General features: G+C 43.4%; 11 protein-coding genes. 2 read left to right on the top strand and 9 right to left on the bottom strand.

Annotated elements, in window-relative coordinates; translation table 11 throughout:
- Positions 1 to 226: 226 nt before the first annotated feature.
- Complete coding sequence (asd, locus tag ACS8FA_RS19105; RefSeq protein ID WP_439265716.1) at positions 227 to 1,360, top strand: aspartate-semialdehyde dehydrogenase; 1,134 nt, start codon at positions 227 to 229, stop codon at positions 1,358 to 1,360.
- 64 nt (positions 1,361 to 1,424) lie between these two features.
- On the opposite strand, the gene ACS8FA_RS19100 is transcribed toward asd, so the two are convergent.
- On the bottom strand, positions 1,425 to 2,075 hold the full coding sequence (locus tag ACS8FA_RS19100) for an SOUL family heme-binding protein (protein ID WP_439265718.1): 651 nt from the start codon (positions 2,073 to 2,075) through the stop codon (positions 1,425 to 1,427).
- Between the two features lie 360 nt (positions 2,076 to 2,435).
- On the opposite strand from ACS8FA_RS19100, the gene tgt reads away from it, so the two are divergent.
- On the top strand, positions 2,436 to 3,587 hold the full coding sequence (gene tgt, locus ACS8FA_RS19095; RefSeq protein WP_102078127.1) for a tRNA guanosine(34) transglycosylase Tgt: 1,152 nt from the start codon (positions 2,436 to 2,438) through the stop codon (positions 3,585 to 3,587).
- Positions 3,588 to 3,714: 127 nt separating this feature from the next.
- On the opposite strand, the gene ACS8FA_RS19090 is transcribed toward tgt, so the two are convergent.
- From ACS8FA_RS19090 to ACS8FA_RS19055, 8 genes are all read right to left on the bottom strand, one after another.
- Positions 3,715 to 5,067 (bottom strand): sodium-dependent transporter, encoded by a 1,353-nt coding sequence (locus ACS8FA_RS19090; protein ID WP_439265720.1) that lies wholly within the window; start codon positions 5,065 to 5,067, stop codon positions 3,715 to 3,717.
- A 302-nt stretch (positions 5,068 to 5,369) separates the two neighbouring features.
- On the bottom strand, positions 5,370 to 6,149 hold the full coding sequence (gene lpxA / locus ACS8FA_RS19085; protein WP_057759135.1) for an acyl-ACP--UDP-N-acetylglucosamine O-acyltransferase: 780 nt from the start codon (positions 6,147 to 6,149) through the stop codon (positions 5,370 to 5,372).
- 173 nt (positions 6,150 to 6,322) lie between these two features.
- Positions 6,323 to 6,859: a 3-hydroxyacyl-ACP dehydratase FabZ gene (fabZ, locus tag ACS8FA_RS19080; protein WP_238068215.1), complete on the bottom strand. Its 537-nt coding sequence runs from the start codon at positions 6,857 to 6,859 to the stop codon at positions 6,323 to 6,325.
- Positions 6,860 to 6,911: 52 nt separating this feature from the next.
- The gene (gene lpxD / locus ACS8FA_RS19075) at positions 6,912 to 7,928 is read right to left on the bottom strand and encodes a UDP-3-O-(3-hydroxymyristoyl)glucosamine N-acyltransferase (RefSeq protein ID WP_439265722.1); all 1,017 of its coding nucleotides are present in this window, start codon (positions 7,926 to 7,928) and stop codon (positions 6,912 to 6,914) included.
- 146 nt (positions 7,929 to 8,074) lie between these two features.
- Positions 8,075 to 10,474: an outer membrane protein assembly factor BamA gene (bamA, locus tag ACS8FA_RS19070; RefSeq protein WP_439265724.1), complete on the bottom strand. Its 2,400-nt coding sequence runs from the start codon at positions 10,472 to 10,474 to the stop codon at positions 8,075 to 8,077.
- A gap of 262 nt (positions 10,475 to 10,736) precedes the next feature.
- Positions 10,737 to 12,113, bottom strand: coding sequence for an RIP metalloprotease RseP (rseP, locus tag ACS8FA_RS19065; protein WP_439265725.1), 1,377 nt, complete (start codon positions 12,111 to 12,113; stop codon positions 10,737 to 10,739).
- A gap of 96 nt (positions 12,114 to 12,209) precedes the next feature.
- Entirely contained in the window at positions 12,210 to 13,418 is a 1,209-nt protein-coding gene (gene ispC, locus ACS8FA_RS19060) for a 1-deoxy-D-xylulose-5-phosphate reductoisomerase (protein ID WP_439265727.1), read from the bottom strand.
- Between the two features lie 179 nt (positions 13,419 to 13,597).
- Positions 13,598 to 14,407 (bottom strand): phosphatidate cytidylyltransferase, encoded by an 810-nt coding sequence (locus ACS8FA_RS19055; protein ID WP_439265729.1) that lies wholly within the window; start codon positions 14,405 to 14,407, stop codon positions 13,598 to 13,600.
- Between the last annotated feature and the right edge of the window lie 28 nt (positions 14,408 to 14,435).

Here is a 14,435-nt window from a genome sequence, read left to right as displayed (position 1 = left end):
ATTGGCTCATTCAATATAATGAGTGCTTTATTAAACATTATATTTTTGAGGTCGTCAGATAGCCAAGTATCTATTCAATAGTAATAACTTAAAGTTATAGTCGACATAGTTAATAGTGTATAGAAAACGACCAAATAATAGCCAAAACGCCTTGCTTTTTCGCGCCATTCACGGCATTGTTATCGGTTGACGATGCAACAAATAATTGTAAATAGGATTGAACTTCATGAGTGATTTAACAGTAGGTTTGGTAGGCTGGCGCGGTATGGTAGGGTCAGTATTAATACAACGTATGCAGGAAGAAAATGACTTCAACGGTATTACACCCGTGTTTTTTTCTACCAGTAATGCTGGTGGTGATGCACCAAAATTCGATGGTATTGAAACCGGCCAACTAAAAGACGCTCATGATATTGAAGCACTTGCTGCTTGTGATGTCGTTATTACTTGCCAAGGTGGTGACTATACGTCAAAAGTCCATCAACCATTGCGTGATAGTGGTTGGAACGGCTATTGGGTTGATGCGGCAAGTACCTTACGTATGAAAGATGACAGCATCATCGTTCTTGATCCAGTCAACCGTAACGTTATTGATAGTGCCCTAGCCAACGGCAAAAAAGACTTTATCGGTGGTAACTGTACCGTATCATTGATGCTAATGGCTATCGGTGAGCTATTTAATAAAGGCTGGGTCGAATGGGTCAGCGCGATGACGTATCAGGCTGCTAGTGGCTCTGGCGCAAACAACATGCGCGAGCTCATCAATGGCATGGGCGTATTACATGATGCCGTCCAAGACGAATTGGCTGACCCTGCCAGTGCTATTCTTGAGATTGATAAAAAAATCGCTCAGATTCAGCGCTCAGCAGACTTCCCTACACAATACTTCGGTGTACCATTGGCAGGTAGCTTGATTCCTTATATCGATGCGCAGCTAGAAAACAAACAGTCAAAAGAGGAATGGAAAGGCGGCGTCGAGACCAATAAGATCTTGGGTAATGATGAAGCCAGTACGATTCCTATCGATGGTATGTGTGTACGCGTCGGTGCCATGCGTTGCCATGCGCAAGGTTTAACGATAAAACTGAAAAAAGACATTCCACTAGAAGAGATTGAAGCTGCACTCAAAAACAGCGGCAACGAGTGGTTGGACTTGGTCGAAGATGACAAAGAAACTACCATGAATCGCCTAACTCCAGTGGCAGTGACTGGTACCTTAACCGTTGCGCTAGGTCGCTTGCGTAAGCTTAATATGGGCCCTGAGTATCTAGGCGCATTTACCGTTGGTGATCAATTGTTATGGGGCGCAGCAGAACCATTACGTCGTATGCTTAATATCATCCGTGAGCAAAACGTCTAACTCAGATACCTTAAATGAAGCACAAAAAAGACAGCGATTGCTGTCTTTTTTTATGGATCGATTACTAGTTAGATTGATACGCAATCATCACCTCATTACGACGTAAAAATGGTAGCGTCCAAGGCGGGTTATAACGTGCCAATTCAGGCTCGCCTGTAGGCGTCAAATTCTGGTCTTGCATCCATGTTTGCAGCGCTTCGGTTTTTTCCGCTACTTTATCTTCTCCTGCGAGCCAAGAGAACTTAATCACACCATACGTCTGTGCAGGTACTTCTATAATCTCAACGTTTGGATTGTTTGGCTTAGGCAGTGTTTGCATCGTATATTTACTAGGCATCGTAAATTGCACGCGCCACTTACCATCGTCTTGTTGCATACTGACTGGTGCTGTCATGGCAATTTTTTGTGACTCATTATCACTTTCTTTACTATTAGCTTGCATCGTGACAGGTGCCGTCATACTAATTTTACTACTGTCTCCACTTGGTGCGGTGTTATTACCAAAAATATAGTCCGCTAAAACCTTAAATCCTTCGCGGCTTGCTGAGTCTTGATCACCACTCACCCACGTTTGCGCCACTAGTTGCTCATCATAACGACGCAACTCAAAGTCATCTACTTGGGTCAATACTGTGTATTTCGGCTCTTCGGTAGCCATGGCTCCTCCTGATATCAATAATGAACCACTCAATAATAAATAAGCTGTCTTTTTCATATTATGTCTCCAGCATCTAAAAGCATGATGTGGCAATGATTATTACCTCACCTGTATAACTTCTACTGTATCAACAGACCTTTAGCACTGTCTGTGTCTTTTGGCGTGCTATCTGTGTTTTTTGGTTATGGTAAAGTGGTATTGACCAAAGTGTATATTGCGCGTATATCGATAATACCTAATATCTATAGTTAAAAAACGCTAAAACAGGTACAAGGCTGGCAACTAAAAATTGTACAAGTAGTACATTTGAGGAGAGTAACGCCGTAGTAGTTCAGTGATTCTCTGACTATATGTCCAAAAAACCGCTAACAATGCTATAATTAGCGCCATTTTCATAGCTTAAATAGCGGTTATCATATGCAATTTGTCTTACATAAAACGGCCAGCGGTGCAACGCGTGCACGCCGTGGTACGGTTCATCTCAATCATGGCGATGTGCAAACGCCTGCTTTTATGCCTGTTGGTACTTATGGTACGGTCAAAGGCATGCTGCCACGTGATATCGAAGCCATCGGTGCTGATATTATTCTAGGCAATACCTTCCATTTATGGTTACGTCCGGGTACCGAAGTCATTGATAAGTTTGGTGGCCTGCATAAGTTTATGCATTGGGACAAGCCTATCTTGACCGATTCGGGCGGTTTCCAAGTATTCAGCCTCGGCGCAATGCGTAAAATTACCGAAGAAGGCGTAAATTTTAAATCTCCTATCGATGGCGCAAAGGTGTTTCTGTCTCCAGAAAAATCTATGCAGATTCAGTACAGCTTGAACTCGGACATCGTCATGCAGTTCGATGAATGTACGCCTTATCCAGCCACTCATGACGAAGCGAAAAAGTCGTTAGAGCTATCATTACGTTGGGGACAGCGCTGTATCGATGAGCACAACAGACTGGGCAGCACTAACGCATTGTTCGGTATCGTGCAAGGCAGTATGTATCCTGATTTGCGTCAGCAATCACTTGAAGGCCTGTTAGAGATTGGTTTTGATGGTTATGCTATTGGTGGTCTTTCAGTTGGCGAGCCTAAAGAAGAGATGATAGATGTCCTAGACTACCTGCCTGACGATATGCCAGCAGATAAGCCGCGCTATCTTATGGGTGTTGGTAAGCCTGAGGATTTAGTTGAGGGCGTACGTCGCGGTGTGGATATGTTTGACTGCGTGATGCCAACTCGTAACGCGCGTAATGGCCATTACTTTGTGACGGGCGATGCAGACAATGCTGGTGTGGTACGTATTCGTAATAGCCAATATCGCAATGATGAAGGCTCATTAGATCCTGAGTGTGACTGCTATACTTGCCAAAACTTTAGCCGTGCTTATCTGTACCATCTTAATAAGTGCAAAGAGATGCTAGGTGCTCAGTTAGCGACCATTCATAACTTACGCTATTACCAACGTTTGATGCAAGGTATCAGAGATGCTATCGAGCAAGATAAATTTGATGAGTTTGTCAGTGAGTTTTATGCCAAACGCGGTCAAACGGTTCCTGAGTTAAACTTGCGTTAATCCTATTTAATATTCACGACCGTATAACGATATCTGTTGAAATAAAAAAGGGCTTAAGAATAATCTTAAGCCCTTTTTCTGTGCTGCTTTTATCACTCAATGATTAATATAGAGTCTATTTTGACTACTATCCCATCAATGACGTCACAAATACTACAATAACAGCGATTGGCGCGATGAATTTCGCAACGATTTGCCACAGCTGCCATGTACCATTAGATAAACCAAGCTCTTGCTGGATGTTGCGTTGATCCATTTTCCAACCAACAAATACAATTGCAGCCAGACCTGTTAGAGGTAATAGGAACTTACTAGTAAGCTTATCTAATGCATCAAAGATACCATTACCCATAATAGTGAAGTCAGACCATAGGTTGAACGATAGCAATGCTGCAATACCTAGCAACCAGATTACTGTACTTGCCACGATAGTCGATACAGTACGACTCATCGATGTACGCTCTTCTAACAACTCAACGGTTGGCTCAAGTAACGAGATAGATGAGGTAATAGCGGCAAAGGTAATAAGTAAGAAGAACAATGCGCCAATGATAGTACCCGCACCCATACTACCGAAAGCAATTGGCAAGCTTACAAAGATAAGACCAGGACCAGATGCAGGATCTAGACCGTTGCTAAAGATGATTGGGAAGATGGCAAGACCAGCAGCCAACGCAATAACCGTATCCAAAATAACAACGGTACGTGCTGTCTTTAGCAAATTCACTTCACGGCCCAAATACGAACCATAAGCGACCATAATACCCATACCAATTGATAGGGTGAAGAATGCATGACCTAATGCTGCAAGCATAACATCAGCCGTTAGTTTGCTAAGATCTGGCGTAAATAAGTAAGCAACTGCTTCACCGAATCCACCGTTCATTACGTTGTAACCAACGATAACGAACAGAATCACACCCAATAATGGCATTAAAATCTTAGCTGTTTTTTCGATACCACTTGTCACACCAATACCAACGATGACAGCGGTTGAAATCATAAATACCGTATGCCAGATCGTCAATGTACCAGCTGATGCAAGCATAGCATCAAAGGTTGCAGCAACAGAATCACTGTCTTGACCAGCAAAGCTACCTGTTGCAACTTTAGTGATATAGTTAAGCGCCCAACCACCGATCACACTATAGAACGATAGAATTAAGAAGCCACCTAAGATACCAGTAGCACCAATAATACCCCAACTACGTGACTTACCTTCAGTCGCTGCTACGTCTGAAAAAGTATTGACTGGGTTTTTTTGACCACGTCGACCAATTAACCATTCAGCAACTAATATCGGAAAACCGACCAGCGCGATACAGAACAAATAAGCAATAACGAAAGCTGAACCACCGCTTTCGCCAACCATGTATGGAAATTTCCATATGTTTCCTAAACCAACTGCTGAGCCTACTGCTGCCAATACGAAGCCAAAGCTTGAGCTCCATTGGGCATGTTCTTGTTTATTGATAGCCATTTTTTCCGTCCTCGTGCTTCAATTAATGTTACTGATAATCTTCCTTGATCAACATAAATAGTCAGCCTTACCATTGAGCTATTTAGTAAACGCTTCGATGTGAAGCGCCCAGCAACATTAAGAAAGAATTGATTACAATATCGTAAACGCTCAGTTTCTGCTAAGCGACCAAAAAAGTCAAGTGCTCATAAATATAAAAAGCCATAACAAATAGTTATGGCTTTCATCTAATTCGCCTTCATTCCATAAGAATTTAGCTGATTAAAAGTATCGAACTCATCATTGATCGAGTTGTGTTTTCTTTAGCGCACAACACCGCGGCTGCTATTTTGTAAGGAATCAATAAGTAGCTGAATTTTTGGCTCTTTAGCCAATAGCTCACTATGTAAGACTTCCAACGCTTGTGCAGTAGTCAAACCTGATCTGAAAATCGTACGATACGCTTGACGTAATACATTAATGGTTTCTTTTGACCAACCTTTACGGCGCATGCCTTCGATATTGAGTCCATGAGCCTTTGCTGGATTGCCAGATACCATCGTAAATGCAGCCACATCTTTTAAAATAAGGCTTGCTCCGCCAATCAAGCTATAGTCATCTACTGTACAAAACTGATGAATACCTGAGTTACCACCGATGATGGTATGGTCGCCGATAGTCACATGTCCCGCCACACCGACATTGTTAGCCAGTACGTTATGATCGCCAATAACACAATCGTGTGCAACATGGGTGTTTACCATCAGTAGATTATGACTGCCGATTTTAGTCAGCTCACCGTCTTGCGCTGTACCGCGATGTAAGCTGCAGGCTTCACGAATCGTATTGTGATCGCCGATTTCAAGCCAAGTACGCTCACCTGCATATTTCAAATCTTGAGGATCTTCACCGATACTCGCAAACTGATAAAACTCATTGTGTTGACCAATACGAGTCAGCTTAGTCACAACCACATGTCTATGCAAAACCGTATGCGCACCAATTGATACTTCATCACCAACGATACAATAGGGCCCGATGATAGCAGTCTCGTCAATCTGCGCGGACGGTGAGATGAGTGCTGTAGGATGAATCTGACTCATAAGATGGGCCCTTGTATCATTTGATGCGAGTAAATAATAAAAAAGTATCGCTATTTCAGTGTTACTAACGAAGCTAATACCAGTTATGTTGTTGAATTTACATATAGCTATTTATTGCAGTGGTAGTGAGCGGTTTCAATATTGCTCTTTGTACAGTATGGCTTATTAAAAACTTAAGCACCCTTCACGTTAGCAGGTTTTTGCTGCTCTTGACGTGCAATCATAATTTGCGCACTAGCCGCCAATTCATCTTCGACATGGACAGTACAATCAAACTTATAGATACCATGTCTTTGCATCACAGTTTTTGCGCGAATGATAAGCTGATCACCAGGAATCACACGGCGTTTAAAACGGACTTTATCCACACCTGCAAACAGATAGAGGTAACCGTCTTCTGCTGTCAGTCCTGCACTGATAAAACCAAGCACTCCTGATACCTGGGCCATCGACTCTACCATCAATACCCCTGGCATAATTGGCTCATCAGGAAAGTGACCGTTAAAAAACTCTTCATTAATAGTCACGTTCTTGATACCAGTAATACATTCACCTGGCGTACAAGCTACAATACGATCTACCAGCATAAAAGGATAACGATGCGGTAAGTAATGTTTAATCGTATGATACGTCAATGGTAGCGTAAGACCTTGCTCAGCCAAGCTTTTAACGTCTTCATCAGTTGGGATATCTATATTGTTATTGCTCATAATGACGCTTCCTTGCTGTGTTTTGAATATCTATTATTTGTTTGTATTTGCATTAGTTATTGCCTAGCTGACGAAAACGTACAGCAGCACGTCGCCAATTAGCAGTTGGCATTGCAGCAGTACCAGATGAATATGAGCCAGCGGTTTTAATGGATTTGGTTACCATGGTCATGCCAGATAAAACGACATCGTCTGTAATCTCAATATGCCCTGTGATACCGACAGCGCCGCCTATTATACAGCGCTTCCCTATCGTAGTACTACCCGCAATACCCGTTTGAGCAGCAATAGCAGTACCGTCACCGATACGGACGTTATGGGCAACTTGTACCAGATTATCAATAATCACGTGATTGCCAATAACGGTATCATCGATAGCGCCACGATCGATACACGTCTGGCTACCAACTCGTACATAATTACCAATAATGACACGGCCTAACTGGGCAATGCGCTCCCAACCTCTGTTACTAGGATCTTTAGTAGGCGCAAAACCAAATCCTTCAGATCCAATGCTTGCCCCTGCATGCAATCTAACGTGATTGCCAATGACACACTCAGGCCCGACAACGACTTGCGACTTAATCACACAATCGGTGCCAATACTAGTATTGGCCTCAACCACAACATGAGCATCGAGTGAGCTACGCGCCCCTATTTGTACATTGTCACCAATCACGCAAAAAGGGCCGATATTAACTTTCTCGCCAATAACAGCACTGTCTGCAATCACAGCACTAGGATGAATTCCGTTAGATAAAGAATGACGCGCAAACAGCTGACTGGCACTGGCATAAGCCAAATATGGATTTGAGACGACTAGCGCTATCGCTGAGGTAGGCACTTGGTCACGATATGCTTCCGTCACCAACACAGCACCGGCGTCACTGCTAGCCAAGCTAGAGATATAGTGAGGATCTGCCAAAAAGCTCAACTGCTGCTGATTGGCCGTCGTCAAACTACCGACGCTACTGAATGGTTGATACAATTGCTCAGTATCAATCTCGGCCTTATTAATAATAGGCTGACGTTGCTCAATTCGAGTAATGAGTTGCTCAATCGTTATCATAATGACTATTAATAAAATATGGTTATAAATGAAACGGTCGCCAAAATAACAATGCGTTTTGACGACCTACTAAGCTCTAATGATATTTCCGTCTATTTGAGACAATCTTTGAAACTGCTCAAATAGATGAGAATGATGTCATTAATTTAGAATGTATTACCAATCTGGAACTGGACTTTTTCAGTCTCATCGCCCTCTTTGTCACCAAATGGTACCGCATAGCTAAGTGAGATTGGACCAATTGGCGTATACCAAGTGATACCAGCACCTGCACTGTAGCGGAAGTCATTATCTTGGGTCAGTAATGGAACATCTGAATCATTAAAAGTGCGATCTTCTTTATCAGACGTGTCAAAGACCTGACCACCTTCAGCAAACAGTACTGGGCGTACCTGATCTGCCCAATCCCCTTTAAACGGCATTGGTAAAATCAATTCAGCACCAAACGTTGCTAGCGCATTACCACCAACCTCTTCTGCGGTGAAGGTTTGCCTGTCTGATTCATTAACTGCATCATAATAGACTTGTGATTTAGGTCCTAGCGTTGATGATTCATAGCCACGTACTGAGCCATAACCACCAGCATAGAAGTTCTCATAGAACGGTAAATCATTACCATAACCAAGCTTAGTATAACCACGCGCGATCACGTCTTTATAAATAGGGTAATATATATTGCCGCTATAAGTTAGCTTTTGGTAGTTGGCATCGCCAAGACCGATGGTTGCATCAACCGCATGGCTCATCCCTTTGGTAGGGAATACTGGACGGTCTAAAGTGCTGTAGTCCCAACCAAACAATAGGTTGTAAGTCTGATAATCATTCTTGAAGCTAGCAACACCATCAGTCTCAACTTCCGGCGTTTTTGTACCGCCTTCGTCTAGAATTTCCTGAACATTAGATATACCTAGGTAACGACCACCACGAACTTTTGTGTTGTCCACATTTAGACCGGCACTCAGGCGTTTGGTTTCATCAATAGGATAACTATAATTCAGCGTCGCACCATATGAATCGGTCACATAGTTACTAACGTTGTCGTCATCATATTTGGTTTTGCGATAATAACCGCTGATGCCTTGAGAAACGCCGTTTTCTGTAAAGTACGGATCGGTATAACCTAGGCTATAAGAGTCGCGTGTTTCCGAACGAGAAAGCGCAGCCTTTACACGGTTACCGGTACCCATGAAGTTGTTTTGGGTCAGATCCAACTGGAAAGTCACACCACCACTTTGTGAGTAACCAGCTGCAATTGTTGAGCTACCAGAAGGCTGCTCTTCAACCACATAGTTTACATCAACTTGATCTGGCTGATTAGGTACGGGCTTAACGTCGACAGTGACATTTTTAAAAAAGCCAGTACGCATCAAACGCGTGCGGGACAGCTGAATTTTGTCATTAGAAGACAATGTACCTTCTAACTGACGCATTTCACGTCGCAGCACTTCGTCTTGCGTCTTAATATTACCAGTAAAGTTGATACGGCGAACGTAGATAGGACGCGCAGGATCAATATAGTAATCAACATCGACCATTTTAGTATCGTCGTTGATACGTGGAACCGGTCTAATTTGAGCTAAATAATAGCCTTCATTACCATAGCGTCTTTTAAGAGAAGCGGTAGTAGCTTCTAGTTTTGCTTGCGAGTATTTCTCATCAGGTGCGAAGCTAACCAGTTCTTCTAGCTCACTATTCTCAAAGGTAGGTTTACCCAAAAAGTTAACTTCACCAAACTGGTATTGCTCGCCTTCGCTTAGACTGACTTCGATAAACACACTACTCTTGTCTTCGCTGATATTCAATACGGCATTATCGACTGAAAAACGCACATAACCATCGTTCTGATATAGCGCCTTTAAACTCTCTAAACTGGCGGCCAGTTTTTCTTGAGCGTAACGATCAGACTTAGACAGTAGACGCGTCCATGAAGATTCTTTTACTGCGAAAACGTCTTTGATCTCTTCATCACTAAAGTGTTTGTTACCAATGATATTGATATCGACAACTTTAGCAGGCTTGCCTTCTACAAAGCGTACGTCAAGTTTTACGCGGTTACCATCAAGGACCGTTTGATCTACTTCGATATTACTATTGTAGTAACCTTGGCTAATATATTGCTGTTGTAGCTCATTGGCCACGCCTTGCAAAGTAGACTGCTTGAGCACGTCACCAGCAGAAAGGCCAGCATTCTTCAGTCCCTGCTCAAGCCCTTCTTTTGGAATAAGCTTGTTACCTTCAAAGGTAACTTCAGCGATCGTTGGACGCTCAATGACGTCAAATCTTAGCTTGCCACCTTCGACACGGCTTTGAATATCAGCAAAGTTCTCAGTTGCATATAGCGCCTTAATACTGGCAGCTAAGCTACTATCATTCACCGTATCTCCTACCGTAACAGGTAAGACCGGATAGAGGCTATCAGGGGTTAGGCGTTGTAGGCCATTAAAACCGATGTCAGTTACTACAAATTCTGCAGCCTGTACTGGCATACTCATCATCGCTACAACTAACGGCAACCCAGCCGCGCTCATAATTAAAGGCGTACGCATAAACACTATCCGTCAATAAAAAAATTGCTTAAGTTAAGTTAAAAGGCACGTATTGTCTAACCCGTGCGCATAAGGTTATAAACCCATGCAAGGGTAACTCAGAACACTTTATATAAATTGCATCACAAAATAAACTAAAAATTACGATTAGTACAGAGGTCACGACACAGAGTAGCATGCCTATCATAACAATAATCAGCATATAATAGGCGTAAAACCATTAGTATATCGTGCTTTATCAGCCGTATTGCTCATAAACCGATTAAAATAGCCGGCTGATGTCATTACCAATTGCTAACACCATGAAACCTGCCAGCAAGAGTAAACCGATATTTAGACCGACCATTTGCACACCTTCAGACAGTGGCTTACCACGAATCAGCTCGATAAAATGATAGACAATATGACCACCATCTAATACTGGAATCGGCAAAAGGTTTAAGACGGCAAGACTCAGGCTAATTAGCGCCGCTGTCGATAATACCATCTGCCAACTGATATCAAAGCTTTGTTTGGCGACTTTAGCAATAGTAATTGGCCCTGATAAATTGTCTAAGCCAATCATACCTGACAGCATTTTCCCCATCGAGCTTACGGTCATTACTGCTAGCTGCTCAGTCTTTCCAAACGACTTGACTAACGACTCACTAGGACCGTAGACCACGGTGGTCTTGTAATCGTCAGGAATCACAATCTCAGTCTGATCCACCATTGCACCAATCTGTCCGTAATCATTACCTAAGTTGTCTTTTTTACCTTGAGGCATAATCTGCAACTGTACGGACTTGTCATCACGCAACACCGTAAAGTTCAATAGCGTTTCAGGATTATCACGAATGATACGTGTAGCAGTAATCCAATCTTCGATTGCTGTATCATTAATAGCAGTAATGCGGTCGCCAACCTTTAGACCTTGGCGGCTAGCGGCACCATCGGGAGCCAAACCGCCTACAATCGGTACAATCTGCGGCTGCCATGGCAACATACCAAAGCTGGTCAATGCGTCTTTGCCTTGAGCCTCGCCTTGCATAAACTGCGTGACTGGTGCTTGATAGGTTTTAGTCGACTGATCGGTTTGGGCGTCTGACTGCAAGGTAATGCTGACATTATCCGTCTCACCCATACGTCCTGCAAGGCGATAGTTAATACCTTCCCATGTCTGCACATCATGTCCATCAATCGCCACAATCTTATCACCGACTGGCAGCTGTGCCATCGCAGCAGGCGTATCTGGTAGTACTTGTCCAATCTTAGTCGCCAACTGCTCAGATGGGGTCATAAATAGCACCCAAAATAGCGCGATAGCGATGACAAAATTCATGATAGGGCCAGCTGCAACGATAGCAATTTTCTTGAGCGGATGTTGCCGATTAAATGCAAGGTGCTGCTCATCTTTTGCGACATTACCTTCACGCTCATCTAGCATCTTTACATAGCCGCCAAGTGGCAATGCTGAGATACGATAGTCGATGCCGCTTTTTTTACTGGTCCAACCAAAAACTTTAGGACCAAAACCGATAGAGTACGTTAGCACTTTGACACCGCAAAGCCGCGCCACAATATAATGTCCCCACTCGTGTAAGGCAATAAGCGGACCTAAGACAAATATGGCGGCAAGAAGTGTTAGTAAAAACGTCATGATTTTTTCTCAGTATTGTCTCTCAGCATTTTTATCAACATCTTCGCTAATCTCGTTTATCAATGTCATATATCAGCTAAGAGACGCTTGCTACGATTATGTTAGCTTTGCTACCAACTTATCAGTCAAGTGGCGTGCAATCTTATCTATTGCCAATATGTCTTCTATGTCAGCAGTTTCGTTTAATGGGGGCAGCTGTATGCCATTTAAGGCCTGTTCGTTAATATTAGCAATGTCCGTCAAACGAATTTTCCCATCGAGGAACGCTGCTACTGCAATTTCATTTGCCGCATTAAGAACAATCGTGGCTTGTGTTCCGGCTTGCATAGCTTGGCGAGCCAAACGCAAACAGGCGAATTTTTGCAAGTCAGGCTCAATAAACTCCAAACCACTAAGTGCAAATAAATCTAACGGCTGCGAGCCACTATCAATCCGATCAGGGTAGCTAAGCGCGTGCGCAATGGGCGTTTTCATGTCTGGACTACCGAGCTGCGCTAAAAAGCTGCCATCGCTATATTCTACCATTGAGTGAATGATACTTTGTGGATGAATGACCACATTTATCTTATCTTCAGGCAAATCAAATAAATGACAGGCTTCTATCAGCTCAAGCCCCTTATTCATCATCGTCGCCGAATCGACAGATATCTTTTGACCCATTGACCAATTCGGGTGTTTGACCGCTTCTGCGACGCTTGCCTGCTGCATTTGCTCAAACGACTGCTGCAAAAATGGCCCGCCAGAGGCTGTCAACCATAGTTTACGAACACCATGATTTGACTGATGGATTTGCGTATTGTCTTGTTGAATAGCAAGTGGCAAGCATTGAAAAATGGCATTGTGTTCAGAGTCGAGCGGTAGCAAAGTGGCTTTATGCTTCTTGACCGCATCAATCATGACCTTACCTGCCATGACTAAGGCTTCTTTGTTGGCCAATAAGATACGCTTACCTGCACGGGCTGCTGCCAATGTAGACGGCAACCCTGCCGCCCCTACAATCGCCGCTACAACCGTATCAGTTTGTGAGTCAGTGGCAATATCTACCAATCCTGCCTCGCCCCCTACGACATCACTATCAATTCCCGCTGCTTTAAGCCTGTTAGCAAAATCATCTACGGCTGACGTCGGCACACTGACGCGTTTCGGCAAAAACTGCTGACAAAGTGCAAATAGCTTATCTAAGCGATGATAGCCTGATAACGCATAGACTTCATAGGTGTGCGGTTGCGCCGCTAATATTGCTAGAGTGCTATCGCCAATCGAGCCTGTCGCGCCTAGTACGGCGATGCGTTGCGTCATAACCATCAATGCCCATGATACTTAAAAATAATAAAAATAGAATATCGTCTGTTAACTATAAAATTGTCATGCTAGTAGCCACGCTTGCCATACCAATGCATTGCTCGCTCTCGGCTGACTTATACCAATATTATGGTGAACTGACTACAGAACAGGTTCAAATAGAAAAGTGCTGCTATATAATCTTACACCACTATCAAACCAAGCTGCTGTATCACCCAAAAACCAAGGGCAAATATCGGTGTTGCAGACAACAGAGAATCGATACGGTCAAGGATACCACCGTGACCTGGCAAGATAGTGCCTGAATCTTTTACATCAGCACGGCGCTTGAGCATTGACTCAAACAAGTCTCCAAGTACAGAGGCAAGAATAGTAATAGCCGATAACGCTACAAATGCGATTAACGGTAAACCGGTCAGCTGTAATTTAAAGATGCTGATAGCTATCACAACTAACAGCCCTGTGACGAGGCCACCAGCCAACCCTTCCATGCTCTTATTGGGCGAAACATTGGGTGCCATTTTTCGGCGACCAAACTTGCGTCCAACGAAATATGCGCCACTATCTGCACACCATACTAATAAGAACACATACAGCAGCCACCATGCCGACAGTTGCCAGAGATAGAACATCGCCGTAATAGATGCCGTTAAAATAACTGCGCCCATCATTGCCAATTGGTTGCCGTACCATCTCGTCTGTGTCGGGAAGACTCGAACCCAAGACAGCGCCATCAGCCATATAACGAGTGACGCCACCCACCAAAACAACCAAGTCACTTTGAACATTAGTGATAATATAGTGAGCGCTAAAATCAATAGAACGAATACCGCAGGTTGGCGCCATTTAGGCATCAATTTAGCCCACTCATGAGCGGCGATAATGACCCCTATGGCCAACAGTGGTGCAAATAAAATAGGTGTTTGGCTCGCAAACATTGCAATACCAACGATAATAACGAGAACAATTGCCGTCTTAATTCGTTGCCACATACTTATCGAGCCTTATAATAATGAAGAA

It is taken from the genome of Psychrobacter sp. 1Y1 (assembly GCF_051847395.2).
GTDB lineage: Bacteria > Pseudomonadota > Gammaproteobacteria > Pseudomonadales > Moraxellaceae > Psychrobacter.
The sequence above is the reverse complement of the archived record's forward strand: the minus strand, read 5'-3'. Positions and strand labels throughout refer to the sequence as shown.